This window comes from Dactylosporangium fulvum (assembly GCF_025137375.1).
GTDB lineage: Bacteria > Actinomycetota > Actinomycetes > Mycobacteriales > Micromonosporaceae > Dactylosporangium > Dactylosporangium fulvum.
In genome coordinates, this window is record NZ_CP073720.1 from 3,629,133 (window position 1) to 3,653,967 (window position 24,835).

Below are 24,835 nucleotides of genomic sequence, written 5' to 3' on the forward strand. Positions count from 1 at the left end.
ATCCTGGTCGGTATGACTAAGCGAGGGCGTCAGAAGCGGCGAGGATAAGACGACGCGCCTGCTCTCCGGTTACCGCTTCAGCCATCAGCAGATCCATCGCCTTGGCGTATGTGCTCGCGCGCTCGCCGCGATAAACGGCCTCATCGGCGAAGTCCTCGATGTAGATGACGTCGTCGACGGCGATGAACCGGTTTTGTGGCACGGTCGGCAACTGGGTGCCGAACGGGATGATCCCGAACCACAGATTGGTGCGCGGGTACGTCAGGGTGAGCAGCCGGTCGAGTTGGGCGAGCATCACATCCGGCGGTGAGTACAGCAGGCGGAGCGCGGACTCGGCCACAACGAACTCGAATCGCTTCGTAGCGTCGTACAGGACATCCTGCCGGCGCATCTTCGCGTCGAGGGTGGCTTCGATCTCGTCAGGGGCGAAGCCGTGCAGCACCACTGCCTGCTCGGCCTGATAGCGGGCGTACTCGCGAGTCTGGAGCAGGCCGGGGACGGTTGTCACCTCGGCGTTGCGGATCACCTTCGCGGCGCGGACCAGCTCGTCGTAGTTCTGCTGGATCGCGGTCTGGCCGCCGGCGCGGCCGGCCCGCCACTCCTTGCTGATCGCGTCGGCCTGGGTGCGCAGGTCGGTGAGGAGTCCCAGCGCCTCGTCGTCGAGTTCGACCGCTGCGGCGAATGCGTGTAGGTCGTCGTCGCTTGGGAGCTGCTTGCCGGTCTCCAGCTTCGATACCTTCGACTGGTTCCAGCCGACCTTTTCGCCGAGCGCCTGGCCGGTCAATCCGGCCCGTTCGCGGTGCTGTTTGAGCAGTCGGGCGAGGCCTCCTGGCTTCAATAGCCACGCCTCGGTGGGGTTGGTCATGTTCGCTCCTCAGGCTGCTGCGCTGCTGGTGAACGGCGCGCTGTGGTGGACTGCCAGGTCTCGCCACGTGCAGTACCGAGAGACGATCGCGGGGTCGGTGAGGATGGTGCCGCCGAGCGGGGTGCCGCCGTCGGTGAAGCGCATGACGGCGACGGCTTCGCTGTCGAACAGCCACCAGTCGGTGTCGGCCGGCAGCCCGGCCTCGACTGCGGCAGGTCGCGGAATAGTGCGGAGGGTTTCGCCGGCGGCGATGTTGTACCGGGCCATGTGCAGTTCGAACGCCTGGTAGTCCGTCGGCGGGGTCTCGACGATGCGGACCCGATCGAGACGGCGGCCGGCGGCGGTGACCTCGCGGACCTTGTCGAGCCAGGTGGCGTAGAAGCCGTACTCGGTGGCCGGGCGTGGCTCACCCCGCAGGAAGTCGTCGAACGCCTCCCGCTCGACGTCGACGGTGTAGACCGGCTGGGCTTCAAGCCGGAACGCGTCGCGCCGGAAGTAGCGGAAGGCGTCGTCGAAGTCGCGCGGGGTGAGCCGTGTTGTCATGGCTACTGGGCCGCCACGATGCCGGCGATGACGTCCGCGGGGATGACGACGGCGGTCTCGTTGTCGGCGAGGTCGCGTAGCTGGGCGCGGGTTTCGTCGTCGATTTTCCAGCCCTGGATGACGTACCGGCCGTCGTCGGTGGAGTAGATGGCCGGGCAGTTGCCGGTCGTCGACTCGCGGGTCTTGCGGATGAACTCGATCTTCATGCCGCGCTCCTTGAGGTTGCAGGGTTCCGCCACGTGCCCCCGATGCTCCCGCACCGGGGGCTGTTCCGGCAATATTCGCGGCCCACACGGGGCGTGTGTCGCGTTTTGTCCGGTTGGGCGGACCTGGCAAAGAAAGTGTATGCGCATAATTCTTGCCTTGACTCCGGAGTATGCGCATAATCAGTTGCGGGCGCCACGATCCCGGCGCCCGCAACGACTACCCCCGAAGGACCGACGTGGACGCATCAGCCGGCACCAGCGCAGCCCTCGACGGGCTCCGCCCCGCCGACCGCGACGCCTACGCCGCGTTCGTCCGTATCGCCGACGACGCCGAACGCGCTGCCGCCATCACCGCCTGGGGCCGCCTGCGCGGGAACCTCCGTAGGCCGTTCACGGACCTGCGCAACGACGCCCTCAGGCGGGCCCGCGACAAGGCAGAGCAAGACGGCCGGAAGCTGACACGGCTCGCGAGTCTCGTCGGCTTTGACCCATCTCGCCTGTCGCGCCTTGCTCCGAAGGCCACCGACCCCAAGGGAGCCGCCGCGTGACCGCCACCGTCCTGCCGTTCCGCCGGCCGAGCATCCACGTCGAGCCGGCCGTCACCGTCACCCCGTGGTGGCACTGCCAGCCGTGGTGCACCACCTGCACCGGCGGCGAAACCTACACCTGGCCCAACGGCAGCACCGCCATCATGACCCGCTACCACGCCGGCGCCGTCTACACCGCCGTCCACCCCGACACGGCCGACAGCGCCGACGTTGAACTGGCCGTCGCCGTCCAGGTTGCCGAGTTCGACGACGAAGGCTGCATCGAGCCGCCCGCCGTCACCCTCGACCTCGACGGTGTCGCCGTCGCCCTCACCCCGGCGCAGGCCGAACAGGTCGCCGCCGCGCTGACCGCTGCCGCCGGCATCGCCCGGCAGCCCCTGAACCCCCGTCCGTCGGTTTCCCCCGTTGCCGACGGACGGGCCACCACGTCCGGCCCGGGCGCCTCCCCCCGTTGCCGCCCGGGCCGGACCAACCATTCGCAGATTGGAACCCGCGCATGAGCACCCTGCTTGCCGCGGCCCAGGTGCTCGCCGACGCGCACATCCTGGCCGCGCCCGACCCCACCACCACACCCGGCCCGTCCGGCGAGGTCAACACGACCGGCATCCTCGGATGGATCGCCACCTACATCGTGCCGATCCTGATCGGCGGCCTCGGTGTCGTCACCCTCAGCCGCGCCGCCAAAGGCAACGTCTCCCAGACCATGACCACCTCGATGATCGCGATCATCGGCATGGTCATGCTCGCCGGGGCCACCACCCTGTTCTTCTTCGGCGACAACATCGTCGGCGTCTTCTTCAAGTAGGCCCATGATGCTGCTGCGTACCGACGACGACATCTACCGGGCCCGGCTCGTCTACCTCGGCCCGACCGGCTACACGTTCCCGATCCAGCTTCCGTACGCCCAGTACGGGCTCGGTGCGATCGTGTTCGCCGTGACCGAGGCCGCGACGTGGCTCGCCACCGGCGGCAGCTGGGCCGGCACCGGTGTCGCGCTCGGCGCCACGCTGCCGCTGACCGCGCTCATCTGGCGGCATGTCGACCCCGACAGGCCCGCCCGCAAGGTTCTCGCCACCGCCGCCCGCGACTGGCGCCGCACCGGCCCACCGGCCGTCGGGCCGACCGCGCGCTATACCGCCAGGAAAGTGCAGGTGACCCGATGATCTGGACCCCGAAGGTGCCGCTGCGCCGCGACCCGGCCCCGGCCGTCGACCTGCAGCTGACCCACATCGCGAGCAATCTGACGTTCACCGCCGCGACCGTCACCGCCTGGTACCTGCTGCCGGAGCGGGTGTGGGCGTTCCGGCCCGACGCCGACCGTGAGACGTTCATGACGGCGGTCGCCGACCAGTACGCAGGCCTCGCCGGGTTCCGGATGCACCTTCGCCGCACCACCACCCCGTACCCGACCGGCCAGTGGGCCGCGAACTTGTTCCGGACCTCCAGCCCGGCCGGCGACCCGCGGGGGTTCGCCGACCACCTGCGCGCCGCCGCCGACCACCTCGACGCCACCAACCCCGTCGAGGGCCTGACACTGCTCGGGGTGACGTTCGCCCGGCGCACCGTCGGTGACCTCGTTACCGGCCTCATCCAGGCGAAGCTCGGCCGCACCGGCGCGGGGGAGCGGGACCGGCTGCAGGAGCGGCTCGACAAGTTCACCGAACTCCTCGCCCCGTTCGGGCTCGGCGCCCGACCGGCCAGCCCGACCGAACTGTCGTGGCTGGTCTACCGGTCCGTCGGGCTCGGCCTGACCCCACCCGACCGGCGCCTCACCTCCGTCGGGCCATCCGACCTCCTCGCCCTCACCGAGCACATCGACCGGTACCGCACCTCGTACGGGTCCACGGTGCGGCTCGTCAACCGGCACACCCAGGAGGAGACGCACGTCGCCGTCCTCACCGTCGGCCGGATGGAGCCGCTCGAGATCCCGCAGCAGCACGAGCCGTGGCTGCACATCGCCGACCAGCTCGGCTTTCCTGTCGAACTGTCGTCCCGGGTCGACGTGCTCGGCCCGGCCGCGACCGCCGGCAGCCTCAACAAGCGGCTGCTGATGATTCGCTCGCAGGAACGGGACTACCGCGACCACGACCTCGACGCCCCGCCCGAACTGGCCCGGCTCGCCGAGCGGGCACTGCACGTCGGCGACGAGATCGCCACCGGCCAGCCCGTCGACGCGTCCCGTGTTCACGGCTGGCACCGTCTCGCCGTCGCCGGCACAACCGAGCGGGAGGCGCTCGACCGGGCCGCCGAGCTTGGCCGCGTCTACCAGCTGCAGGCCCGGATCGCCCTGCAGCACCCGAAGGACCAGGACGCTCTCGCGCGCGAGTTCATCCCCGGCGAGCCGGTCGCGAACACCGGCTACCTGCGGCGCATGTCGGTGCGCCTGTTCGCGGCCGCGGTGCCGCAGGCCGCGTCCGCGGTCGGTGACGGCCGCGGTGACCTGATCGGTCACACCGCCGGCACCGGCCGCCGTCCCGTCATGTTCGACGCCCATTTTCCAATGGAGGTCCGTGAACGGTCCGGCCTCGCGGTGCTCGTGTCGGAGCCGGGCGGCGGGAAGTCGACGCTGATCGGTGCCGTCGGGTATCTCGCCGCACGCCGCGGCGTGCAGGTCACCCTGCTCGACCCGTCCGGTCCGTTGGCGAAGCTCGCCGACATGCCTGCCCTCGTCGGCCAGGCCCGCGTCCTGAACCTTGTCGGCTCCCAGCGGGGCACCCTCGCTCCGTACGCGCTCATCCCCACCCCGGGCCGCGGCGACTACGAGCCGGGCGAGGAGGGCCGGCACCTGTACGAGGTCGATGTCGCGAACGCCCGCGCCGAGCGTCGGATGCTGGTGCAGGACATCGCCGCGATGCTGCTGCCGCCGCAGGTCGCCCGCACGAAGGAGGCGGCGACCGCGCTGCGGCACGCCGCCCGGCAGGTCCCGGCTGAGGAGTCGTCGACCCTCGACGACATTGCCCGCGTCCTCGCCGACAGCGCCGACGTCGACGAGAAAGAGGTCGGCCGGCTGCTCCTCGACGCCGAGGAACTCCCGCTGGCTCGGCTACTGTTCGGCCGGCCCCAGCCCGGTGCGCTCGGCACCGACGCCCCGCTGACGATCATCACGATGGGCGGGCTGCGCCTGCCCGACATGTCGATCGAGCGGGACTACTGGTCCGCTGAGGAAGCCCTGGCCCTGCCGATGCTGCACCTCGCGCACCGGCTCGCCGTGCGCCGCTGCTACGGCGGCGACCCTCACGTGCGGAAGCTCGTCGGTCTCGACGAGGCCCACGTCATGGACGGCTGGCGGTCCGGCCGGTCATTCCTGGTCCGGCTCGCCCGCGACTCGCGGAAGTGGAACATCGCCGCGCTCGTCGCGTCGCAGAACCCGCGCGACATCCTCGACCTGGACGTGCAGAACCTCGTGTCGACGGTGTTCGCCGGCCGGGTTGCCGCCGACGGTGAGGTCGCCGCCGAGGCGCTGCGGCTGCTGCGGATCCAGACGGGTGTCGGCTACGAGGAGACCCTCGCCGCCCTTTCCCAGACCGACCCCAGCAGCGATGAGCGGCTCGGGTTCCGCGAGTTCGTCATGCGTGACGTTGACGGCCGGGTGCAGAAGATCCGCATCGACGTCGGCTACGCGGCCGGGCTCCTCGAACACCTCGACACCACCCCCGGAGGCCGGAAGTGACCCGCATCGTTCACGCGTGCGCGGCCCTCGCTGCGGCGCTGCTGCTCATCGTCGGCCCGGGTGTGCCCGCGGCCGCGGAGCCGCAGCCGCAGTCGACGCTGTGCACCGTCCAAGAGTGGCGGACCCCTGCGAAGTTCGCCGACTGCGTGAAGCAGCTCGCCGCCGCCGGCGCGCAGCGCGCCCAGTGCATCAAGGCCCCGACGCCGTCGTCGCCGGACTCCGGTGTCGCAGGGTGGCTGAGCACCCGGCCCGACGCCGACCTGCGTTCCGGTGTGGTCGGCATGTACACCCGGTACGGCGTCGGCGGCTACCAGCTCGACCTGTACGACGCGTCGTGCGCGTCCGGCGTGACGCACCCGGAGGCGACGTTCGAGAACTCGCTCGCGTCGATCGAGTTCGCGATCGCCGCCGCGGTGCTGGGCGGGGCGAACACGCTGCGGGAGCACGCCTACGAGCCGGGCAGCATGTGGGCCTGGTCCGACGGCTTCGTGAAGGACGCGACCCAGAAGGCGTACGACTGGGTGTTCTCCGTCTTCGGTGTGCTGACGGTCGCCGGCGGCGGGCTGTGGCTGATCTGGCGGTCCCGCCTCGGCCGGATCTCGGAGGCGTTCCGGGTCGCCGGGTGGGCGCTGCTCATCATGGTCCTCGCGACCGCGGTCGCGAAGTGGCCGCTCACGGTCGCGCACGGCTTCGACCGGGCCGGCACGACCGGCCTGGCAGCGATGCACCGCGTGCTCGGCCCCGGCCCCGACGACGTCCCCGCCGACCGGTGCGTGTTCGCCGCGACCAACCCGGAGGCGTGCAAGGACCACCGCACCGTCGCGGTCCGCGCCTCCGACTCGGCGACCGAGGCGATCCTGTTCACCGCCTGGCTGCGCGCCACGCTCGGCTCCGCCGAGTCGGAGACGGCGAAGAAGTACGGCCCGGCCCTGTATGACGCGACCACGTTCACCTGGGCGGAGGCGGCGAACATGCAGGCCCACCCGGAGTTGCGGCAGCAGTACGTCGACGCGAAGGGTCAGCAGTGGCTGACGATCGCCGAGCAGATCAAGACCGAGGACCCGGAGGCCTACGCGAACCTGCAGGGTTTGCGCGGCACGGACCGGGTCGGTGCCGGACTGGTGGCGCTGCTGTCTGCGATGGTGTTCGCCGGGTTCGACTCGATCGCCTCGTTCATGATCCTGCTCGGGTTTCTGATGATCCGGATCGTTGTGATTGCGTTCCCGATCCTCGCCACGTGGGGTGTGCTGCAGCCGGCGTCGGCCGGTGTGCGCCGCCTGGCGAACACGACCGGCCAGGCGCTGATCAACGTCGTGGTGTACGGGGCTTCGGCCGGCCTGTACCTGACCGCTGTCGGGTTGGTTTTCGACTCGTCGCTGCCCGGCGCGGCGCAGATCATCGTCGTGCTCCTGGCGGGGGTGGCGTGCTGGCTGGTGCTGCGCCCGGTGCGGGCGCTGACCCGGGCCGCCGGCCGTCCTGACCGCGGCGGCGACAGCGGTGACGGCGGCGAGCCTGGACCCGGCTGGGGTCAGCGGCTGTGGACCACGGTCCGCCCGTACGTGCGGGAGTCCGCAACCCAGGCCGCGCAGTCTGCGCAGCGCGGGACCCCGATGCCGGGCGGTCCTGCCCGGTCCCGCCCGGAGACGCGGGCGCTGACGGGAGGTAAGCGGTGAACCGCCGCCTCATCGTCGCCGTGCTCGCCGCCGCCGCGGTGGCTGTGGTGCTGCTCGTGTCGCGATGCTCGAGCGGCAGCAGCCCGGCCGCCGGGCCGGTCCCGGCCGTGACGCCCACGGTCGCCGAGCCTGTCTCGCCGGGTGGCGACGACCACGGTGACGACGGCGCGGTCGACGTCTCCGACGAGCCCGCTGTGATCACGGCGGGGCCGGTTGATGCCCGCGAGGCCGCGATCCAGGTCGTGGTGAAGCTCCTCAACACCACCGGGCGGACGTCGGAGCAGTGGCTGGCTGGGCTCCGCCCTCTCGTGTCCGACGCCCTGTACGCCGATCTTGCCGACGCTGACCCGGCGCTGGTGCCGGTCGGCCGTGTCGACGACCCGCGCGTGACCGTCGCCGCCGCCGGTGATCAGTTGGTGGTCGCCACGGTGCCGGTCGTTGGCCCGACTGGCCGGCCGGTCGCCACGGTGCGGGTCACTCTGTCCGGTGCGTCGCACCGGTGGGTCGCGACCGAGTTCGACGTGGAGCGGTCATGAACGGCCGGGCCGTCGCCGTGGTCGGGGTCGCGCTCGGCGCGTCTGCGGTGCTGTGCGTCGGTGGGGTCGGCTACGGCCAGGTGGCGGCGCTGTTCGCCGCAGGGCAGCAACCGACCGCCGGCGGATCCGGATGCGGCGGCGCCCCCGCGCAGACACACGCCGCGACGGCGAAGGTGTCCGGGTTCAACGCCGACCAGGTCGCCAACGCCACCACGATCGTGCAGGTCGGGCAGGAGCTGCGGGTGCCGCCGCGCGGCTGGGTTGTTGCGGTCGCGACCGCGATGCAGGAGTCGAACCTGCACAACACGGCCAACACGAGCGTGCCGGCGTCGATGCGGCTGCCGCACCAGGGCGCGGGCCGGGACCACGACTCGGTGGGCCTGTTCCAGCAGCGGCCGCTTCCGCCGGACGGTGCCGGGTCGTGGGGGACCGTCGCCGAGCTGATGACCCCGGCGGTGTCGGCGCGGAAGTTCTACCAGGCGCTGCTGCGGGTTCCGGGCTGGCAGCAGATGCCGCTGACCCGGGCGGCGCAGAAGGTGCAGCGCAGCGCGTTCCCGAACGCGTACGCCAAGCACGAGGCGAAGGCCGCCGCGCTGGTCGGTGCCGTCTCGGGTGGCGCGGACCAGGCGGGGCAGCAGCCGGGCCAGTGCGCGGCGCCGGAGGAGGTCACGGCTGGCGGCTGGGTGCGGCCGGTGCCGGGCGGTGTGGTGTCGGCGTTCGGGCAGCGTGGTGGCCGGCTGCATGCCGGTGTCGACCTGGACGCCCGGAAGCGGACACCGATCAAGGTCGCCTCATCCGGGACCGTGATCAAGGCCGTCTGCGACGGGTCGACGCTCCGGACAGTCGGCTCATGCGACCGGGACGGGTCGCCGTCGGCGGCCGGCTGCGGCTGGTTCGTCGACGTCGCCCACGCCGACGGGATCATCACCCGCTACTGCCACATGGTCCAGCGGCCCGCGGTCGGCGCCGGTGACCGCGTGGCGGCCGGGCAGCAGATCGGCCTCGTCGGCTCGTCCGGGCACAGCTCCGGCCCGCACCTGCACTTCGAGGTGCATCTCGGCGGCGACCGCTCGCCGAAGGGCGCGACCAACCCTGTCCCGTTCATGAAGGCGCACGGTGCGCCGCTGGGGAGTGCCGCATGACCATCCACCCGATCGTCGAGCACACCAACGGCCACCGGACGCTCCTCGACCTGCCCGACTGGGTCACCCGCGACCAAGCCGGGACGCGGACCGGGCGTCGCGCCGCCCCGGTCGCGACGGCAACCGAGCCCGTCAAGTCGACCACCCAGGTCGAGCTCGACGCCGACCTGCAGAAGACCGTCCGCCAGTCCGGCCATATGCGGCAGGCGTTCTACGCCGTCGTCCTGATCGTCGCACTCACCGGGCAGGTCATCGGCGCCCACGAGGCGCTGTACCTGCACTACCTGTTCGCGATCCCGGCGGTGGCCGCGCTCGAGCTCGGCGGCATTGTCGTGCTCAACAACGCCGACGTCCGTCGCCGGCTGGGTGAGCGGGCGGTCGGGTCGCGTGTCCTGTCGGCGCTGATCGCTGCGTGGGCGGTCACCTTCAACTGGATGGCCCACGACAACAAACTCCTGGCCGGCTTCTTCGCCGGCATGTCCGCGCTCGGCTATCTCGTCTGGGTCATGCACACCGAGAACCAGCGCCGTGACCGGCTGCGGGCGAAGGGCGACCTTCCGCCGACCGCGCCTGCGTACGAGCTGTGGGGGCACTGGGTGCTGCATCCGTGGATTACCCGCCGGGCGCGTTCGCTGGCGAAGCAGCACGCGCATCTGACGCTGTACACGTCACTGGACGAGGCGCGTGCGGAACGCACCCGGAAGGTGCGTTCGAAGGCGATCGCGACTGTGGTCGGTGAGGAGATCCGCCGGAACGCGGATCCGCACGCGGCCCGGATCGCGCTTGCCGTGTACGACCTGAACGAGATCGCGGTGCGTCTGGAGGAGGACGCCGACTACACGGGTTTGACCGCGCTTGTGGCTGCGCGTCTGAACCCGAAAGCGCTGGTCAGCGACTCGCAGGCGCACCCGACAGGCGCACTTCGGGCGCAGTCGCCGGACGCACTTCGGACGCACCTGGATGCGGTTGCTGGGCGCGTTCCGGACGCACTTCCGGCCGTATCCGGGGACGCGTTGGATGCGCGTCTGGACGCACCTGATGACCGCGTCCCGGACGCGTCCACGGGTGCACCCGAGGGCGCGTTCGGAGACGCGGCCGGGGAGGCGCTGGGGGACGCGGTTTCGGATGCGGCACTGAAGCGCACCCAGACGCGTTCAGCGCTTCCGCTCAAACGCACCTCCGGTGGCACCGGCCGGACGCGGCAGGGCCCCGACGTGACGCGTCTGCTCAAGCACGCGTCTGCGTCCGGGAAGACGCCATCGATCCGCGAGGTGCAGCGGCTGTTGAACGTCGGCGCGCCGAAGGCGAAGGCACTCATGCAGGAAGCCGGGCTGCTTCCCGGCACCAACCCCCAGGAAGGGAACTGATCATGTTCGGAGTTTCGATCCTCAGCATCGTCATCGCGCTCGGCTTCGAGTACCTCGGCCACAAGACTCGGCCGAAGAAGGCGGCGAGCACGCCCGCCGCCGCTGGTCCGGGCGGGCAGGGCGAGAAGCAGAAGGTGTCCGGTGTCGTCCTGTTCCAGCACTGGATGGCGTTCGTGCTCTACACCCTCGGCGGCCTGTGCTGGTCGGTGGCGTTCTGGCCGGTCATGGGCAAGTTCGGCTGGGAATGGCTCGTCGTCGGCGCCGTGTTCGCGTTCCTCGGCCTGGCCGGCGGCACCGTCATCGACATCATCCGCGACCGGAAGCCGGACATGTTCGCGTTCGTTGCGGCTCGGCTCCTGCCGATGCTGTTGCTGGTCACGGTTGTGAACTGGGGTGTCTTCACCGACGCCGCCGGCAACCAGTTCGAGCAGTACCAGCAGAACATGAACGACAAGAGCACGGTCAAGGGCAGCACCAAGTGACCAGCACGTTCGCGGAGGTGCAGCGCGCCCCGAAGGCAACCAAGCGGCGCGCTGCCCACCGGGCTCGCATCGACAAGGCCCCCGAGGGTCGCCGCCGGGAGATGCAGGTGCTGGCCTGGCTGCGGTCCGAGTTGGCCAACGGCGGCAGCCTCGACGACCTCATCTCCTTCATCGACTCCATGAACGCGAAGGCAATCCGGTGACCGAGCGTGACAGGCATGCATTCATGCATGCGCCCCAGGGTGATGCCGAATCCGCTGGTGGTGGCGGGGCTGAACCGCGTGACACCCGCGCCTGTGTCACGCGCGTGATACACGAGGATGATCGTCCGGCGCAAGTGGTGATCGGTGACTTTCTGTCACAGCATATCGGCGAGGTGATCGACGCCGTCCGGGCCGGTTGGCCGTTCGCGGCCGCAGCCCCGACCGTCCCCGAGGCCGGACACCTCGTGTCGCGCCTGTTCGCCACCCCAGCCCGGCTCGCCGGTGTCGCCGTCGTGCTCATCGTCGTGACCGCTGTCGTCACGCTCGTCCACGCGATCGCCGGAGGTGCATCATGACCAGCCAAGACGAGGCACCCCTGCGGGAGCAGGCGAAAGACTGGGCACGAACCACCGTCGACGGGTGGAAGCAGCAGGCCAACGACGCGGCCAAGGCGCACGCTGCCGCCAGCCGTGCGTGGCTGGTCCGACGGCTGCGGCACTGGTCGGCCGAAACCCGCAAGCACCGCCCATCCGTTTTCGCCGCGCTCGCCCTGATCGTGGCCGGGCTGCCTTTCGCCGCCGAGCACCGCCTCGCGGCCGCCGCCGCCGGCTGGCTGACTATCGTCGCCGGAGCACCCGCCGCGTACCTGGTCACGTACCGGGTGCAGTACGGGCGGGCCAAGCACGCCGGCGACGTCGAGGACTTCGCCGGCCGAGCGATCGGGCGCCGCGCCCGCGACAACGCCCGCCAGGTCGGTGCCGCCGCCCTCGCCTACGGCCTGTGGCTCATCATGCTCGCCGTGCTCGGCGTCAGCGCCACCGGCGGCCGTGCGGTGCTGCTCGAGGTCGAACTCCTCACCGCGGCACTGCTGACCTGGGTCGTGTGCCGCGGGCATTGGGCCCGGCTGTGGGAAGAACGGCGCCGCCTCCACGAACTCACCCAGCAGCGCAGCACACCGCCCGCGACGACCCCGACGCCGGTCGAAGACGAACCGGAAGAAGAACCCGTCGAGGAGTCCAAGGACGAGCGGCTGCCAGCCCTCCCGGCGACGCCGCCGGTCCAGCCAGCGCCGGCATCAGAGCGGCCCGCCGCCGGTGACAAGTCCACACCGGTCGGCGGCGAACACACGCCCGTCATCGAGGAAGTCCTGACCAAGCATGGCGTCGACGCCCACGTCGTCGGGCACGTCCGCGGCCCGGTCATCACCCGCTACGAGGTGCAGTTGGCCGGCAACGCCTCCGTGAAACACGTCCTGAAGCTCGGCGACGATTTCGCTGTTGCCGTCGGCGGCGTGCCCGTGCGGCTCATGTGCCCGGTGCCGGGGAAGCCCGTCGTCGGTATCGAGGTGCCGAACAGGCATCGCGAGGACGTCACCCTCGCCGAGGTGCTCCGTTCGGCGGTTGCCCGCGCCGAACAGCACCCCCTCGCGGTCGCGCTCGGCAAGGACATCGAGGGCGGCTATGTCGTGGCGAACCTGGCGAAGATGCCGCACATCCTCATCGCGGGCGCCACCGGCGCAGGCAAGTCGTGCTGCCTCAACAGCATTCTCGTGTCGCTGCTGACCCGGGCCACCCCGGACGAGGTGCGGCTGCTGCTGATTGACCCGAAGCGGGTTGAGCTCACCCAGTACGACGGCATCCCACACCTGGTGCGGCCGGTCGTCACGGACCCGAGGAAGGCGGTCGACGCGCTGGAGTGGCTGGTCCGCGAGATGGACGGCCGCTACGACCAGCTCGTCGCGGCCGGCGCGCGGAACATCGACGACTACAACCGCAAGGCCGAGGCATCCGGCACCGCACGGATGGCGTACCTGCTCGCGATTGTCGACGAGCTCGCCGACCTGATGATGGTCGCGGCGCAGGCCGCGAAGCGTCGCCGGGACGACGAGGACGAAGACGCGGACATCGAGGATCTGATGGTCCGGCTGGGCCAGCTGGCCCGGGCCGCCGGCATCCACCTGGTGCTGGCCACCCAGCGGCCGAGCGTCGACGTCGTCACCGGCCTGATCAAGGCGAACGTGCCGTCGCGGCTGGCGTTCGCCACGTCGTCGCTGGCGGACTCGCGGGTGATTCTCGACAGGCCCGGCGCGGAAAAGCTGCTGGGCCGCGGAGACGCGCTGTTCCTGCCGATGGGCGCGTCGGAGCCGATCCGAGTCCAGGGTGCCCTGGTTACCGATGGGGAGATCGAGGCGATCGTCGCGCACTGGCGGGACCAGGCGGATGACTGGCCGTCGTACGCCGGCGCGCCGATGGCCTCGACCGCTCAGGCGGCCCGGCCGGTTCGGGAAGCGCCGAAGCCCGCCGTGTCGGCGGATGTGGTGTTGGCGATTGTCGCGTCGGAGCCGGGATGCTCGTCGGCGCGGATCGCCGGGCACCCGGTGTGGGCTGCCCGCGGTGGCGCCCCGTCGCAGCCGCAGCTGTCCCGGATCACGCAGCGGCTCGCCGACGACGGGCTGGTGTCCCGGGTCAAGAGCGGGTCGGCGTGGGGCGACTACCGGGTCACCGACGCCGGCCGGAATCGGGCTGCTGCGGCGCGTGCCGCAGTTCTGCCCGCAGACACAGACGAGCTCGCGGCGTAGGTCCGCCGGGCCGATAGAGGGGAGTGCGATGAGCAACTACGTGGTCAACGAGGACGGCTCGGTGATCCTGCCGGGCGACGAGAGCGTCGACGACTGGCACATCCGGCAGGAGGAGGGCGGCTGGGTGGCGTGGAACGCCGAACAGGGCTACATGCACGACGGCGGTGACCGGCACCGGTCGTACACGCGGGTGTTCGCGACCCGTGACGAGGCGCTGGCCGCGTTGGAGGTGCCGGAATGAGCACCAAGGTGTTCCGGAACCCGGACGGGTCGGCGCTGGTCATCAACGGGTCCGGGAACTGGCGGGTGTGGAACTCGCACAGGGGCTGGATCGCCGTGAACGACGGCCCCGGCGAACGGACGATCTTCGACGGCGACGGCCAGACCAGGGTGTTCGAGTCTGCCGACGCGGCGATCGACTACCTGATCAGCAGGTAGCACCACCGGTCGGCCTCGACGTGGCGGCCGGCCGTCCGCAAGACCATCCAACCGAGAGGGGATCGAAATGAGCGACACGATGTGGGATCACGAGGCGATCGAGGGCTGGGACCCGCATTCCTCGACGTACTGGACCGACGAGAAGACGAAGGCGTACTGGGCCAAGTCCGGTTTCCGGCACGACGAGCGGCGTGACGACCGCCGCACGGACGACGACCGCGACGACAAGTAGCACCGCCTCCGGGCCCGCCCCTCGCCTGGCAGCAGTCGGCGGGCCCGGAGCACCCAACCAGCCATCAGGAAGGAGGGCGTCACCATGATGCACCGCTACACGGTTCACTACAGCTACGACAAGATGGCCGACTGGTCGCACCTGATCGGCAGCATGCCGATCGAGCAGAAGGAGTGGATGACCACTCACCACGGGCGCGCCGTGATCGATGTTGACCGGCCGATCGGCATGGCTGACGCGGACGAGGTTGCCCGGCGTCTCGCGGCCGGCCACGGCGACGCCACGAACGTCACCGTGACGTCGATCGAACCGGGTGATGGAGCTGCGCGATGAACGCGCTTGACGGCCCGAACGTCCGCGGCCCGCACGTCGACGGCACGTACTCAATCGTCTCTGACATTCCCGGCGACGGCGCCTGGGTGCTGCGGGACACCGGCGCCGGCTGGGAGGCGACGCACCCCCGGGATGGCTGGCTGCACCTGCCTGGTGGCGTGCCGTGCCGGTGGGCGACCGCGGAGGACGCGGCGCAGGCCGTGCTTGGTGACCCGGCGGACACGCTCCTGGTCGACGGGCGCAGGTACTGGCAGGTGTTCCAGTGACGGCGCTGCGGAAGGTCGGGGAACGCTGGATCGACCCCAGCGCCCCGTACGACTTCGAGTGGACCGGCGTGGAATGGGCGCCGGTCTGCCCGGCCGACGACGTGGCGGTCACCGAACGTCGCAAGGACCGCTGGCTGTACTGCGGCGCCTGCGGGGTTCGGGTCGACAAGCTCGGCCGAGGGCAGGTGGCGGCATGACCACGATCGCGCAGGTCACCCTGCACGACCGGTGGCTGACCGTCGACTCGACGATCGCCCTGCCCGACGGGCCAGTCCGCCTCGGCGACGTCCGGCATGCGGCCGAGATGGTGTCGTGGACGGGCGTGCCGGGCCGGCTGCCCTGGCAGGCGATCATGGTCGTGTGTAACGCCGCAGGCTGGAAGCCGTCCGGGGAGCCGTGGGGATGGCTGCCCCGCGACGAAGACCCGGCCGACCGTGACGTGCTCGAGGTGCCCGTCGAGCCCGTCGGTGCGCTCGCCCCGGGGCTCATCCTGTGACCCAGACGTTTCGCCACATCCCGGGCCAGCGCGCTGACGTGCGCCGGCCCGGGATCGTCTACGGCGTCAACATCCTCGACCCGGCCACCGGCCAGGTCCACGTCGACTACGTCGGGCAGACCCGCCAGCAGCTGTTGAGCAGGGAACGGCAGCACCGCGACGAGCGACCCTTCTCCGACCTGATCGTCGGGGACGCGTTCGTCATCGAGCAGGGCATGTGGACCGACGCCGAACTCGACGAGCGGGAGCTGTTCCACATCCAGCGGATTGGGCCGCGGATGAACCACGACGGGAACCTCGACAATCCGGCGCGGATCCCGATCTGGCGGCAGCGGCAGGACCGCGATGCGCGGGACCGGGCGAAGGGGCTGCCGGTGCGGCGGTGGCCGGCACCTCGTCCCGGTTCGGCGCCGGCATCCACGGTGCGCCGGCCGAAGCTGTCTCTGCGGTGGCGTCGCCGCCGGAACTGGGCGGCCGGGCTCACGGCGGGCTGGCTGGCGGCGACGGTCCTGCTGTGGTGGGCTGACGCTTCGATCGCGGCAGTGGATGCGGCGGGCCGCACCTACCCGATCGTGGCCGCCGCGCTGACCGCACTCGTCCCGGCGCTGCGGCTGCGTCGTAGGCGTGACCGGCGCCTGGCCGTGCTGCTCGTCACCGTGGCGTGCGGTGCGCTGCTCCTGGTCACCGACTAGGGTCGGCCGTCGAGAGGTGGGGACATGGAACTGGTGACGTTCGAGGCGTTGCTGAAGTCGCGGCTGGAGCAGGCTGGCGCCGAGGTCAGGACGTTCCAGGAGGCCGGGGTCGGCTTCCTCTATGGGATCTTGGTTCGGACCCGGGGCAGTGCCGCGACGGTCCGGCTCACCAAGGGCTCCGGGACCGGCGATCCGGTCGCCACCGAGGCGGAGCAGGCTGCTCACGCGGTGAACGTTGCCCGGCTCGACGCGGTCAAGGGCGCACCCAGCGCAACACATGGGGTGGACGGCGCCCGGCCGGTCGAGGATCTGATGCGGGACGTGCTGGCCGCTGACCTGCCGCCGACCGCGGTGGAGGTTGAGGGCCCGGCGGACGGCCGCACGAAACCCGGCGTGAAGATCCGCTTCCGAAGTGGCAGCGAGATCTACATGACCCCGGTCGACATCAGGCGCTGACCGCCGGGCACGACGAAACGGCCCCACCCCGATCCGCGAGGACCGAGGTGGGGCCGAATGCTTGGCGCGGCCGGAAGGCGCCGGCCGCGAGGTCAGACTATCGCTTGATGTCCAGCCGCAGCCAAGCGACGTCGCCGACGGTGGTGGTCGTGTTCACCCGCCACGTCACCCCGTTGCGGGGCCGCTGCGGCTCCGACGAGCCGACGAGCGTCTTCACAGTTCCGCCAGCGCGTCCCGGCGTGCATCGCCGCTCGACTGTTGCCCGCCGGACTGCGACGGCGCCACACCGGACAGCACGAGCAGGGCAGCAAGGAACAGCGCCGACACGTCCGCCGACGACACCCCGTCGATGATCAGCGTCGTGAGCAGCTGCAGCACCGCGAGCAGCGCCGACAGGGCCAGCTTCACCCACGGGTAGCGGGTCGTGTTCGGCACCAGGTAGATGAGGCCGGCGTTCGTCGCGGCGATCGCGATCTGGACGCCCTCGACGTCGCTGAGGCGCGAGTCGGACAGGGCGGCCTGGACCGCGGTGACGACGAGCACCAGGGCTGCGGCGAGGGTCTTGCCGTACTTGGCCCACATGGGCGGTCTCCTATCGGGGGAGCGGGCTGGGGTTGCGCGGTGTGCCACGTGCGTCTTTCGGGTTGTGCGTTGGGCGGAGACGGAAACTGTCGGTGGTCGGCGGTACGCTGCCCTGTTCGGGCGAACCGCCGACGTTGTCCGTACGTGTGTGCGAAACTGCTGGTCATGGCGGCGGACGAACTGCAGGTGGGTCGACTGTCGCGGCCGGAAGGACTCGCGGTCGCCCGCATCACCGGGGTCGCCGAGAACTGCACGCTGCATCTCGGGCAGACGCCAGCCGAAGCGCTCCAGCGGATCGCCGCCGAACTCGCCGCGATCGACCCCGACCGGCGCCGGCTGGTCCTGTCGCATGCCGCCGCCGCATACGTGGCAGGCGACCACCAGTACCAGGCCGACAGCCTCACGATCCTCGAACGCGCCGGCGCCGACCTCGACCTGGCGTTGCAGATCGCCATCCACCGGGCCGGGCAGCCGAACTGGATGCCGACCAGCATGCGACGGCGGGCGCGGCTCCGGGACCTCGGCCGGTCAGAGGCAGATCGGCGGGAGTAGCGGCAGGTCGATACACAGCAGCGGTCCGCCCGACGGTGCCGGGCTCGGCGACGGCGGACGCCCAGCCGGAGACGGCAACGGAGCCCGCGCCGGCGACGACCTGACCGCCGGTGGCAGTGCGCCGGCCGTGGTCCGTGACAGGCCCGGCCCCGGCCGCGCGGGTGGTGCGGTGCTCACCGACGGCACCGGATACGGGCCGCCGGTACAGCCGTAGGTGCCCCTGACCTGCTCGATCTGCCCATCCCTGGGTTGGGCGTGGTCGGCGAGGATGCACACCAGCCGGCGCAGCTCGGCGATCTGCCGATCCCGTTCCGCGTTCGCCTGCTGGTTCGTGGTCCGCCTCTCCGACAGGTCCCGCTCGAGTGCCTCGATCCGGGCGTCCGTATGGTCGGCCGCACGCGTGTAGGCGATCTGCGTCGCGATCCACCCGCCGACCCCTGCGCACAGCAGCGGCAGCAGGGCGTAGACGACCGCGATCTGCCGTAGCTTCCGGTATGGGTTGTGCAGGATCAGGCCGGGCTGGTCCGTGGCGACCGGATGCAGCTTCTCGGTGTTGTCGTCAGGCGTCGCGTGCCGCATCGTCGCCGTCCCTTCCCCGCCGATCAGGCACGAGCCGATCCGGGTTCAGGCCGGCGGCGCGCACATCCAGCCGCAGCTGGGCATGCATCTCCCGATACCGGTCGCGGTCCGCTGTCATCACCTCAAGATCAGCGCGTAGCTTGTCGCGCTCCGCCCGCAACGCGGCCCGATCCGCGTCGACCTGACGGTCGAACTCGACCTCACGCGCGACGCCCGCCGTGCGGAACGTGCCCCGCATCGCGAAGAAAGCGGCCACCACCGACGCCAGCAGCGCAATGACCGCCGGGGCGATGTACTGCTGCCACACCGGCGCCGCCTCGGCGATCACGGGAGCCAGCCACACTGGTCACCCCTTCCGCGGTGGGAGCGACGTGGGCGTGAGCCGGGCGAGGATGATGCAGGTGACGGCGATGAACAGCAGTTTCCCGATCCCCAGTGAACTGATCTCCCCGACGAGGAGCCAGCTGCCGATGATGCCCGCCGTCCAGCCCGTGTACCAGACCGCGACAGCGCTCAGCGTGAGCCGCAGCAGCACATACGAGTGGCCGGTGCCGCCGCGGTGCCGGCCATAGGCGTACACCGACAGCAGAAACAACGCCATGAGTGGCGGGCCGTAGCCCTCCATGCCCCACGGGCTGACGTTGCGCAGCAAGGTGTAGGCGTTGGAACGGAACCCGACGTCGGGGAAGAACGTCAAGCTCACGGCGTCCCAGCCGACGACGAGGACAATCAGGGCGGCGGTCAGGCTACGCCAAGCGTAGTAGCCTGCGGCCCGGCGCCACTGCACCGGCGGCTGGACGGCCACCACGGGTCAGGTGCCGGAGATCGCGTCGGCTTCGGCCTTGGCGCCGGCGGCGAGCGCCGTCCGCAGCCGCTTCACCTCGGCCTCCGCGGCGGCGGCGCGCTGCTCGGCCGACGCCGCCCGGGTCAGCAGCTCGGCGAACTTCGTCCGGGCCTCGTCGCGGACCGCGCGGACCTCGTTGATGATCGGCGTCGGGTCGGCGCCGGTCGCGGCGGCGATGCCCTGGATTGCGGCGAGCGTCGCCCTGTCGCGGACCTCGTCGGCGGCGTTCGCGGCGGCCTGCGACGCCTCCAGCGCGGCTAGCTTGTTGTGGATCCGCAGATTCCAGTTCGGGAACTTGAAACGGTCGATGTCGGGCCGGTACTCGTTCGCCGGGTCCCGGTCCGCCAGCGCGGCGGCCCACGTGTCCACCAAGATCTGCTCGACGTCGATGCCGAGCTTCGTGCGGTCGCTGAGTTGCATGTCGTCCTCCACGTCTCCGAGCGCGATCGCCACGATGCGCTCCATCAGCGCCCGATCGGCGCAGTGCCGCCGGTCGATGGTCAGGTGCCAGTGCCACAGGTGCGACGAGTCCGAGGTGGCGGCCCGGTTCCGCACGTTGTCCCAGCCGTCGACGACCTTGTCCCCGTCGACGTTGCAGTACAGTTCGCGGACCTCCTCGAGGACGCCCGCCTTGACCGCCGCCATCAGCCGCCGGGACTGGGCGATCATGTCCTCGGGGCTGCCGGGCGTGAAATCGAAACCTGCGATGTGCCGCGCCTGCGCCGCCGTCAGCCCGCTCTGGGTGGTGTAGGTGCGGCTGGTGCTGTAGCGGGAGTTGAGGTTCCACTCCTGGCTGCGGTGGGCGCCGCGCAGGTGGACGTTATTTCCCTTGTTGCCTGCGGCGTCTCGTGGTCGGCCGGTGCGGCGGCATAGTTCGTCGCCGAGCCACCGCAGCTCAGGCGTGACGATTTCCCGGCCCCACCACGACTCGGCCTGTAGTTGCGCGTACGTGGGCATGGCGGTGCCACCTTTCTCGAGGCTGGCTACTGTGCGGGGACCTTGCCGGACGGGCCGATGTCGACGACCTCGACGTACGCCTGCGCGCCTCGAATGAAGTTGACCGCCCCGGACGGCGAACACAGCCCGGTCAGGCCGAACGTGTGCGCTCCGGTGCTGCCCGGCTCGTATGTCGCGAATCCCTGCGCTGTCCAACTGCCGGAGACGGCAGGAATCGGGGAGGCGGCCGGGGTTGCGATAGGCGGCGCACCGGTCGAGGTGCCGTCCCGAACCGTGACCACCGCCGACGACCCCGCTACGCCGATCTGGACGACGCAACTCCAGTTGATGCGGTAGCGCCGCCCGGCGACAGTGGTGACGGCACCCGACGACATATTCGTGTAGCCCTCGCTGATGATGCCGATCGCGAGGTTGCCGGACCCGGGATAGCTTTGCCCGCCGATCACACCCCAGCTGGTGTTCCAGTCGAGGCGCTGCCAGGCTGTGCCGTCGTGGCGTTCGAACGCTTTGGTGGCCTGCAGCCAGCACAGCATGCCCTCGGTGGCGCTGATCCCGGCGGCGGCGAACGCCGAGGTGCGCGCCGCCGACGACGCGAACACCATTACGAGGCGTTTCTCGACAGCGACACCGAGAGCCTGCAGGTCGGCGGGGACGTCGGCGGCTGCGGATGCGGCCGGGTACGGCATCGCTTGTAGCAGTGTGTTCGGCACGCGCCCTCCCAGTCAGGTGATGATCGAGCTGTAGGTGAACAGTTCGACGAATGACGCCTCGTCGATGTGCAGGGTGTTACTCGGCGGCGGGGTGCCGGTCATGCGGACACGCAGCTGTGCCGTGCTCGCCCCTGCGGGCGGGGGCGCGATCACCTCGATCTGCGTCCACGTGCCTGCGGTAGCCGTCACCGCTGCCGTGCTCGCCGAGAGGAACGCGCCGTTCGCGTCATTCCAGGAGGCGGCGATGTCGACGCCACGGGTGGCGGCGGACCGCACCCACGCCGATGCCCGGTATTGGGCGCCGGCAACGACGGGAACGGATTCCGACAGCACCAGCACGGAGCCGCTGACGCCGTTGGGTGTGAGCAGCCCGGACGCTGCCCCTTGGTGTGCCTGCGCGGTCGACCGGGCGAACGTGCCGCCGGTCGGCGTCCAACTGCTCGCGTCCGTCTCGAAGAAGGGGTTGGCGTTGAGTGGCGTCGACCGGGCGGTGCGCAGCGTTTCGTAGGTGCCGTAGGTGGCGAGGACGTCGGCGTAGGTGATGCCGATCGCGCCGTTGCCGACACCGGCCGGGGCGGCGACCTGCGTGAAGGGAAGCCGCCACTCGCGGTCCTGGTTCGGGCCGACACCCGCCGGGCCTTCGTCGACGGCGTCGCCGACAGCCGCGTAGAACCACATCTGGCCCCACGAGCCGGGGCAACGCACGCACAGGGTGGCGCCGTCGGCGAGCAGCGCCGCCAGGCCGGCGGTTTCGGCCAGGGTGGTCGTCAGCAGCGTCATCTCGGCGACCGGGGACAGCCGTGCGCCGGTCATCGCGACCGGATCCGCGCGGCCGATGATCGGCAGGATGCTGTCCCGCGCTTTCCGGGTTCGGGCGCCGATGCCGGTGCAGGTGATCAGCCGGGACAGTGACGGCTTGAGCGGGTGGGTGAGCCAGATCATCGACCCGACCCGGGCCGGGTCGGATGCGACCGTCACCGGGTTCGACGCCACCACAGCCGGGTCCTGTGTCGACGTGGCCCGGTATGTGACCGGCTGGTCGAGGGGCGCCTCATGGTCGTAGCCGACCCATCCGACACCCGTCGTCGACGCCACCAGCGCCGGTGCCGCGGCACGCACCGGCCACACGGTGCCGTCGGCGTGCACCCGTGACACGGTCGCGGACGTGACCGTGGTGAAGGTCAACTGCAGCTGTACCCGCGCGTACTGCTGCTGCGCCGTGGCGGCGAGTCCGGTAGCCACCTAGACCCCGCGGAGCTTCCGGCACACGATGCCGTCCCAGTAGGCGGACGCACCCAGGTCGTCCGCCAGGTACGAGACCAGCACGACCCGCATGTAGGCGACGCCGTCGGGGACGACAGCACCCTCACCGATCAACTGCCGCAGCAGGAACCAGGAGCAGGTACCGCCGGGCGGGAACACGACACCCTGCATGACCGTGTCGCCGACCGCCGTGGACGGGTACATGGAGGTGGGGTCTTTGTACCAAGACAGGTAAATCTCGGAGAACCCGCCGTCGAGAGTCAGCGGCGAGTTCACCACCCAGCCCGCAGCGGTCCACAACTCGCCCGGAAGGACCGGGATCGCTTCGGAGACGACGTACACCACCGATTCGCCGGCGCCCTGCTGGTTGATCTCCAGCCATTTCGTGCCGGTGATCGACCCCCAGCCGCTCGCGAGGTCGACCTTCACGTTCGATGACGCGCCGGAGATCACCGGCGTCCAGTACGACGGCGGCGACCCGGGCGAGTCCAGTTCGAACGAGGGGTTGGTGAGAACGTTGTCGCCGGCGATCGGTGACGTGCGGCCGAGAACAACCTGCACGGAGCCCTGCTGGATGATCTGGACGATGTCGCCGAGGATCGGCTCGTACTGGGTGAGGCATGGCATGTCGACGAGTTCGCTGCGGCCGATGTCGACAACGACCTGTGATGCGCCGAGGAGCTTGGTGACGCGCCCCGTGCGCAGCCGGGCGGGCTCCGGCGCCGAGTCGAGGGTTTCAGCGATCCCGGCCACGGCGGCACCTCCAATCAGTCCGGTGAGGGTGAGGAAGGTACGGCGGTTCACAGGTCACCGGCGTCTGGTTTGGTGGAGCGGGTGCCGACGGTCATGGCGCCACCGTCGGGGTGCAGCGGCAGCGTGAACGTGTCCGCGATGTGGGTCTCGGCGGCGCCGGCGACGACGGCGGTGATGACGTCTCCGGCCTCCGCCGCCGGGTTAGGGACGCACGTGATGTTGCGGGTGCGGGTCGCGCCGACCGACCTGGCGAGCAGCGCATACCCGGCCGCTTCGGCTTGGGCGGCGTTCGTGACGAGCGGGTTGCGCAGGAATCGCGGCACCCGGCCGAACAGGCCGCCCACGAAGGTCGGGGAGGCGGGGTTGGCGTCCTCGGCGACGAACCGGAGCGGCAGGTCGCCGTTTGCCCTCTCCACGATTGTGACGACGACGTTGTAGACGCCGTCACGGGACACGCTGCGCCCGGCGGTGACGAGCGTCCCGTACGTGCCTTCGTTCGCCGTCCACTGCGGCGCGTCGTACAAGGTCGGCACCCGCCGGATGTGGAAGCCGCTGCCGTTCGGGACGGCGAACACTTCGGCGCCGATCGACGTCGCGAGGTCGTCGACGGCTTTACCGCGGTCGATGTCCCACATGAGCCCGGACGGGACGGTGGATGTCTGGTCGACTCCGGCGGCGACGTTGACGCTGGCGTCGGGGCAGGCCTCGAGCAGGAGTGTGGTGATGGCGGAGACGATGGTGGTGCCGGTCGGTGCGGCCCGGGGGGTTTCGAAGCGGGCGTCGTTGACGTCGGCCATCCGGTCTGAGCACCGTACTTCGATCTGCGCGTCGAACTGGTCGCTGTCGTCGATGGCGTCGACGCGGCCGTAGAAGATCGGCACGAGTTCTTGGGTGTCGCCGTAGTCGATGCCACGCCACGCCTGCAGGTATGTGCCGTACGGGGAGAGCAGGTCGGCGGGTTCGGTCGGGTACAGGTTTGCGGGGACGACGAGTTCGGCGGTGCGCCGGACCCGGTTCCGGGCGGTGACGTTGACGCTGCCTTCGGAGGTGTCGATGGTGCCGAGGAGGGTACCGCCGCGCCAGGCGTCGACGCGGCTGATCACCTGGTGGGATTGGCTGAGGGCGGCCGCGAACCGGCTGGAGACAGTCCACACGGCTACACCGGGGCCGGACGGCCCAGTCGATGGCGCCGAACGCCGACTGACTGTAACCGGCCGGGGACTGTTCGCTGACGCCGGTCTGGGGCAACGTACAACGACATGCGTGCCCGCCCTTCGACGATTCTGATGGTTGCTGTCCTCGCGATTGGCGGGACCGGTGGCTGTGGTGGCCCCGACTCGGCGAAAACCGCTGATGGCACCTCGAGCGCCCCGGGTGTCTATAGCCCCGGCCCGGGTGTTGTCGTGCCGAGCTACACGCCGTCACCGAGCCGGTCGCCGCTGACCTGGCGGAACTGTGACCCGGCGAAGAGTGGTGTCCTTGACTATGCGCGCGAGGGCTGTGAGACCTCGTTCGCGGTCGACGCGTGCCAGGCGTCGAAGGCGTCAGGGGATGCGCTGCTTGACATGCTGATCGAGAACAAGGGCACGGTCGAGGAGGCGGACCTGCAGGACTGCCCCCAGTTCCTGCCGACATGGCGGCGGGCGCAGGCCGGGTTCACCGACGGCGCGCACCTGGTCCCGGAGGATGTCAAGCCCGGCACGTACGAGACGACCGGCGGTGTGAGCGACTGCTACTGGGAACGCAACCGCGGCGGAAAAATCTTGGCGAACAACCTCATCACCGGAGCCAGGTCGGCGAGGGTGACGGTGCAACAAGGTGATGAGACGCTCGTGACCCGCGGCTGCGGAAACTGGGTGCGGACGTAGG

General features: G+C 70.6%; 36 protein-coding genes. 24 read left to right on the top strand and 12 right to left on the bottom strand.

Translation table 11 applies throughout. The features are described from left to right. Positions 1-16: 16 nt before the first annotated feature. From Dfulv_RS16955 to Dfulv_RS16965, 3 genes are read right to left on the bottom strand one after another with little or no spacing between them, the layout of a single operon-like run. Complete coding sequence (locus Dfulv_RS16955) at positions 17-865, bottom strand: helix-turn-helix domain-containing protein (protein ID WP_259864150.1); 849 nt, start codon at positions 863-865, stop codon at positions 17-19. Between the two features lie 9 nt (positions 866-874). Then, a complete protein-coding gene (locus Dfulv_RS16960; protein WP_259864151.1) occupies positions 875-1,408 on the bottom strand; it encodes a DUF6879 family protein in 534 nt (177 codons plus the stop codon). A gap of 2 nt (positions 1,409-1,410) precedes the next feature. Next, complete coding sequence (locus Dfulv_RS16965; protein ID WP_259864152.1) at positions 1,411-1,614, bottom strand: hypothetical protein; 204 nt, start codon at positions 1,612-1,614, stop codon at positions 1,411-1,413. A gap of 236 nt (positions 1,615-1,850) precedes the next feature. Between Dfulv_RS16965 and Dfulv_RS16970 the strand changes: the two genes are divergently transcribed. The 22 genes from Dfulv_RS16970 to Dfulv_RS17075 all read left to right on the top strand — a co-directional run bounded on the left by Dfulv_RS16970 (position 1,851) and on the right by Dfulv_RS17075 (position 16,726). Further along, positions 1,851-2,162, top strand: coding sequence for a hypothetical protein (locus Dfulv_RS16970; RefSeq protein ID WP_259864153.1), 312 nt, complete (start codon positions 1,851-1,853; stop codon positions 2,160-2,162). Next, complete coding sequence (locus tag Dfulv_RS16975) at positions 2,159-2,662, top strand: hypothetical protein (protein ID WP_259869913.1); 504 nt, start codon at positions 2,159-2,161, stop codon at positions 2,660-2,662. Before Dfulv_RS16970 ends, Dfulv_RS16975 begins: the two co-directional genes overlap by 4 nt. Further along, positions 2,659-2,967 carry a hypothetical protein gene (locus tag Dfulv_RS16980; protein ID WP_259864159.1) on the top strand — a complete coding sequence of 103 codons (309 nt, stop codon included), beginning with the start codon at positions 2,659-2,661 and terminating at the stop codon, positions 2,965-2,967. The genes Dfulv_RS16975 and Dfulv_RS16980 overlap by 4 nt, the downstream gene beginning before the upstream one ends. A gap of 7 nt (positions 2,968-2,974) precedes the next feature. Beyond that, complete coding sequence (locus Dfulv_RS16985; RefSeq protein WP_406568019.1) at positions 2,975-3,325, top strand: hypothetical protein; 351 nt, start codon at positions 2,975-2,977, stop codon at positions 3,323-3,325. After that, the gene (locus Dfulv_RS16990; protein ID WP_259864164.1) at positions 3,322-5,832 is read left to right on the top strand and encodes an ATP-binding protein; all 2,511 of its coding nucleotides are present in this window, start codon (positions 3,322-3,324) and stop codon (positions 5,830-5,832) included. The genes Dfulv_RS16985 and Dfulv_RS16990 overlap by 4 nt, the downstream gene beginning before the upstream one ends. After that, complete coding sequence (locus Dfulv_RS16995) at positions 5,829-7,505, top strand: MFS transporter (RefSeq protein WP_259864168.1); 1,677 nt, start codon at positions 5,829-5,831, stop codon at positions 7,503-7,505. The genes Dfulv_RS16990 and Dfulv_RS16995 overlap by 4 nt, the downstream gene beginning before the upstream one ends. Next, positions 7,502-8,041: a hypothetical protein gene (locus Dfulv_RS17000; RefSeq protein WP_259864170.1), complete on the top strand. Its 540-nt coding sequence runs from the start codon at positions 7,502-7,504 to the stop codon at positions 8,039-8,041. The genes Dfulv_RS16995 and Dfulv_RS17000 overlap by 4 nt, the downstream gene beginning before the upstream one ends. Further along, positions 8,038-9,183 carry a M23 family metallopeptidase gene (locus tag Dfulv_RS17005; RefSeq protein WP_259864173.1) on the top strand — a complete coding sequence of 382 codons (1,146 nt, stop codon included), beginning with the start codon at positions 8,038-8,040 and terminating at the stop codon, positions 9,181-9,183. The genes Dfulv_RS17000 and Dfulv_RS17005 overlap by 4 nt, the downstream gene beginning before the upstream one ends. Beyond that, the gene (locus Dfulv_RS17010) at positions 9,180-10,550 is read left to right on the top strand and encodes a hypothetical protein (RefSeq protein ID WP_259864174.1); all 1,371 of its coding nucleotides are present in this window, start codon (positions 9,180-9,182) and stop codon (positions 10,548-10,550) included. Before Dfulv_RS17005 ends, Dfulv_RS17010 begins: the two co-directional genes overlap by 4 nt. A gap of 2 nt (positions 10,551-10,552) precedes the next feature. Next, positions 10,553-11,032 carry a hypothetical protein gene (locus Dfulv_RS17015; RefSeq protein ID WP_259864175.1) on the top strand — a complete coding sequence of 160 codons (480 nt, stop codon included), beginning with the start codon at positions 10,553-10,555 and terminating at the stop codon, positions 11,030-11,032. Further along, the gene (locus tag Dfulv_RS17020) at positions 11,029-11,235 is read left to right on the top strand and encodes a hypothetical protein (protein ID WP_259864176.1); all 207 of its coding nucleotides are present in this window, start codon (positions 11,029-11,031) and stop codon (positions 11,233-11,235) included. Before Dfulv_RS17015 ends, Dfulv_RS17020 begins: the two co-directional genes overlap by 4 nt. Next, positions 11,232-11,591 carry a hypothetical protein gene (locus Dfulv_RS17025; RefSeq protein WP_259864177.1) on the top strand — a complete coding sequence of 120 codons (360 nt, stop codon included), beginning with the start codon at positions 11,232-11,234 and terminating at the stop codon, positions 11,589-11,591. Before Dfulv_RS17020 ends, Dfulv_RS17025 begins: the two co-directional genes overlap by 4 nt. After that, the gene (locus tag Dfulv_RS17030) at positions 11,588-13,813 is read left to right on the top strand and encodes a DNA translocase FtsK (protein WP_259864178.1); all 2,226 of its coding nucleotides are present in this window, start codon (positions 11,588-11,590) and stop codon (positions 13,811-13,813) included. Before Dfulv_RS17025 ends, Dfulv_RS17030 begins: the two co-directional genes overlap by 4 nt. A 28-nt stretch (positions 13,814-13,841) precedes the next feature. Next, positions 13,842-14,054, top strand: a complete 213-nt coding sequence (locus Dfulv_RS17035) for a hypothetical protein (protein ID WP_259864179.1) — start codon at positions 13,842-13,844, stop codon at positions 14,052-14,054. Next, positions 14,051-14,251 (top strand): hypothetical protein, encoded by a 201-nt coding sequence (locus Dfulv_RS17040; protein ID WP_259864180.1) that lies wholly within the window; start codon positions 14,051-14,053, stop codon positions 14,249-14,251. Before Dfulv_RS17035 ends, Dfulv_RS17040 begins: the two co-directional genes overlap by 4 nt. A gap of 67 nt (positions 14,252-14,318) precedes the next feature. Next, positions 14,319-14,483 (top strand): hypothetical protein, encoded by a 165-nt coding sequence (locus tag Dfulv_RS17045; RefSeq protein WP_259864183.1) that lies wholly within the window; start codon positions 14,319-14,321, stop codon positions 14,481-14,483. 84 nt (positions 14,484-14,567) lie between these two features. Then, positions 14,568-14,816 (top strand): hypothetical protein, encoded by a 249-nt coding sequence (locus Dfulv_RS17050; RefSeq protein ID WP_259864185.1) that lies wholly within the window; start codon positions 14,568-14,570, stop codon positions 14,814-14,816. Next, entirely contained in the window at positions 14,813-15,082 is a 270-nt protein-coding gene (locus Dfulv_RS17055; RefSeq protein WP_259864188.1) for a hypothetical protein, read from the top strand. The genes Dfulv_RS17050 and Dfulv_RS17055 overlap by 4 nt, the downstream gene beginning before the upstream one ends. After that, the gene (locus Dfulv_RS17060; RefSeq protein WP_259864189.1) at positions 15,079-15,279 is read left to right on the top strand and encodes a hypothetical protein; all 201 of its coding nucleotides are present in this window, start codon (positions 15,079-15,081) and stop codon (positions 15,277-15,279) included. The genes Dfulv_RS17055 and Dfulv_RS17060 overlap by 4 nt, the downstream gene beginning before the upstream one ends. Beyond that, positions 15,276-15,578, top strand: coding sequence for a hypothetical protein (locus Dfulv_RS17065; RefSeq protein ID WP_259864190.1), 303 nt, complete (start codon positions 15,276-15,278; stop codon positions 15,576-15,578). Before Dfulv_RS17060 ends, Dfulv_RS17065 begins: the two co-directional genes overlap by 4 nt. Continuing rightward, the gene (locus Dfulv_RS17070) at positions 15,575-16,270 is read left to right on the top strand and encodes a hypothetical protein (RefSeq protein WP_259864191.1); all 696 of its coding nucleotides are present in this window, start codon (positions 15,575-15,577) and stop codon (positions 16,268-16,270) included. Before Dfulv_RS17065 ends, Dfulv_RS17070 begins: the two co-directional genes overlap by 4 nt. Positions 16,271-16,303: 33 nt before the next feature. Further along, complete coding sequence (locus Dfulv_RS17075) at positions 16,304-16,726, top strand: hypothetical protein (protein ID WP_259864192.1); 423 nt, start codon at positions 16,304-16,306, stop codon at positions 16,724-16,726. A gap of 213 nt (positions 16,727-16,939) precedes the next feature. Here the strand turns inward: Dfulv_RS17075 and Dfulv_RS17080 are convergent, their stop codons facing one another. After that, a complete protein-coding gene (locus Dfulv_RS17080) occupies positions 16,940-17,308 on the bottom strand; it encodes a hypothetical protein (RefSeq protein WP_259864195.1) in 369 nt (122 codons plus the stop codon). A 165-nt stretch (positions 17,309-17,473) separates the two neighbouring features. Between Dfulv_RS17080 and Dfulv_RS17085 the strand changes: the two genes are divergently transcribed. Then, positions 17,474-17,860, top strand: a complete 387-nt coding sequence (locus Dfulv_RS17085) for a hypothetical protein (protein ID WP_259864202.1) — start codon at positions 17,474-17,476, stop codon at positions 17,858-17,860. On the opposite strand, the gene Dfulv_RS17090 is transcribed toward Dfulv_RS17085, so the two are convergent. Genes Dfulv_RS17090 through Dfulv_RS17125 form a run of 8 tightly spaced genes read right to left on the bottom strand, consistent with a single transcriptional unit; the run spans position 17,837 to position 24,120 of the window. Further along, positions 17,837-18,439, bottom strand: coding sequence for a DUF1090 domain-containing protein (locus tag Dfulv_RS17090; RefSeq protein WP_259864205.1), 603 nt, complete (start codon positions 18,437-18,439; stop codon positions 17,837-17,839). The genes Dfulv_RS17085 and Dfulv_RS17090 overlap by 24 nt on opposite strands. Beyond that, a complete protein-coding gene (locus Dfulv_RS17095) occupies positions 18,420-18,767 on the bottom strand; it encodes a hypothetical protein (RefSeq protein WP_259864207.1) in 348 nt (115 codons plus the stop codon). Before Dfulv_RS17095 ends, Dfulv_RS17090 begins: the two co-directional genes overlap by 20 nt. Before the next feature lie 18 nt (positions 18,768-18,785). Next, positions 18,786-19,244, bottom strand: coding sequence for a hypothetical protein (locus Dfulv_RS17100; protein ID WP_259864209.1), 459 nt, complete (start codon positions 19,242-19,244; stop codon positions 18,786-18,788). A gap of 6 nt (positions 19,245-19,250) precedes the next feature. Continuing rightward, positions 19,251-20,240 (bottom strand): hypothetical protein, encoded by a 990-nt coding sequence (locus Dfulv_RS17105; protein WP_259864210.1) that lies wholly within the window; start codon positions 20,238-20,240, stop codon positions 19,251-19,253. A gap of 26 nt (positions 20,241-20,266) precedes the next feature. Then, positions 20,267-20,950: a hypothetical protein gene (locus Dfulv_RS17110; RefSeq protein ID WP_259864212.1), complete on the bottom strand. Its 684-nt coding sequence runs from the start codon at positions 20,948-20,950 to the stop codon at positions 20,267-20,269. A 12-nt stretch (positions 20,951-20,962) separates the two neighbouring features. After that, complete coding sequence (locus Dfulv_RS17115) at positions 20,963-22,192, bottom strand: carbohydrate binding domain-containing protein (protein WP_259864213.1); 1,230 nt, start codon at positions 22,190-22,192, stop codon at positions 20,963-20,965. Further along, complete coding sequence (locus Dfulv_RS17120; protein WP_259864214.1) at positions 22,193-22,966, bottom strand: hypothetical protein; 774 nt, start codon at positions 22,964-22,966, stop codon at positions 22,193-22,195. A gap of 47 nt (positions 22,967-23,013) precedes the next feature. Further along, positions 23,014-24,120 carry a DUF5047 domain-containing protein gene (locus Dfulv_RS17125; protein WP_259864218.1) on the bottom strand — a complete coding sequence of 369 codons (1,107 nt, stop codon included), beginning with the start codon at positions 24,118-24,120 and terminating at the stop codon, positions 23,014-23,016. Between the two features lie 249 nt (positions 24,121-24,369). On the opposite strand from Dfulv_RS17125, the gene Dfulv_RS17130 reads away from it, so the two are divergent. Next, the gene (locus Dfulv_RS17130) at positions 24,370-24,834 is read left to right on the top strand and encodes a hypothetical protein (RefSeq protein WP_259864219.1); all 465 of its coding nucleotides are present in this window, start codon (positions 24,370-24,372) and stop codon (positions 24,832-24,834) included. Position 24,835: the final 1 nt, after the last annotated feature.

Excerpts from the sequence above, each read along its gene's own strand:
- Dfulv_RS16955 (WP_259864150.1), bottom strand. The coding sequence starts at position 865 with ATGACCAACCCCACCGAGGCGTGGCTATTGAAGCCAGGAGGCCTCGCC.
- Dfulv_RS16960 (WP_259864151.1), bottom strand. The coding sequence starts at position 1,408 with ATGACAACACGGCTCACCCCGCGCGACTTCGACGACGCCTTCCGCTAC.
- Dfulv_RS16965 (WP_259864152.1), bottom strand. The coding sequence starts at position 1,614 with ATGAAGATCGAGTTCATCCGCAAGACCCGCGAGTCGACGACCGGCAAC.
- Dfulv_RS16980 (WP_259864159.1), top strand. The coding sequence starts at position 2,659 with ATGAGCACCCTGCTTGCCGCGGCCCAGGTGCTCGCCGACGCGCACATC.
- Dfulv_RS16985 (WP_406568019.1), top strand. The coding sequence starts at position 2,975 with ATGCTGCTGCGTACCGACGACGACATCTACCGGGCCCGGCTCGTCTAC.
- Dfulv_RS16990 (WP_259864164.1), top strand. The coding sequence starts at position 3,322 with ATGATCTGGACCCCGAAGGTGCCGCTGCGCCGCGACCCGGCCCCGGCC.
- Dfulv_RS17005 (WP_259864173.1), top strand. The coding sequence starts at position 8,038 with ATGAACGGCCGGGCCGTCGCCGTGGTCGGGGTCGCGCTCGGCGCGTCT.
- Dfulv_RS17010 (WP_259864174.1), top strand. The coding sequence starts at position 9,180 with ATGACCATCCACCCGATCGTCGAGCACACCAACGGCCACCGGACGCTC.
- Dfulv_RS17015 (WP_259864175.1), top strand. The coding sequence starts at position 10,553 with ATGTTCGGAGTTTCGATCCTCAGCATCGTCATCGCGCTCGGCTTCGAG.
- Dfulv_RS17030 (WP_259864178.1), top strand. The coding sequence starts at position 11,588 with ATGACCAGCCAAGACGAGGCACCCCTGCGGGAGCAGGCGAAAGACTGG.
- Dfulv_RS17035 (WP_259864179.1), top strand. The coding sequence starts at position 13,842 with ATGAGCAACTACGTGGTCAACGAGGACGGCTCGGTGATCCTGCCGGGC.
- Dfulv_RS17040 (WP_259864180.1), top strand. The coding sequence starts at position 14,051 with ATGAGCACCAAGGTGTTCCGGAACCCGGACGGGTCGGCGCTGGTCATC.
- Dfulv_RS17045 (WP_259864183.1), top strand. The coding sequence starts at position 14,319 with ATGAGCGACACGATGTGGGATCACGAGGCGATCGAGGGCTGGGACCCG.
- Dfulv_RS17050 (WP_259864185.1), top strand. The coding sequence starts at position 14,568 with ATGATGCACCGCTACACGGTTCACTACAGCTACGACAAGATGGCCGAC.
- Dfulv_RS17055 (WP_259864188.1), top strand. The coding sequence starts at position 14,813 with ATGAACGCGCTTGACGGCCCGAACGTCCGCGGCCCGCACGTCGACGGC.
- Dfulv_RS17065 (WP_259864190.1), top strand. The coding sequence starts at position 15,276 with ATGACCACGATCGCGCAGGTCACCCTGCACGACCGGTGGCTGACCGTC.
- Dfulv_RS17080 (WP_259864195.1), bottom strand. The coding sequence starts at position 17,308 with ATGTGGGCCAAGTACGGCAAGACCCTCGCCGCAGCCCTGGTGCTCGTC.
- Dfulv_RS17085 (WP_259864202.1), top strand. The coding sequence starts at position 17,474 with ATGGCGGCGGACGAACTGCAGGTGGGTCGACTGTCGCGGCCGGAAGGA.
- Dfulv_RS17090 (WP_259864205.1), bottom strand. The coding sequence starts at position 18,439 with ATGCGGCACGCGACGCCTGACGACAACACCGAGAAGCTGCATCCGGTC.
- Dfulv_RS17105 (WP_259864210.1), bottom strand. The coding sequence starts at position 20,240 with ATGCCCACGTACGCGCAACTACAGGCCGAGTCGTGGTGGGGCCGGGAA.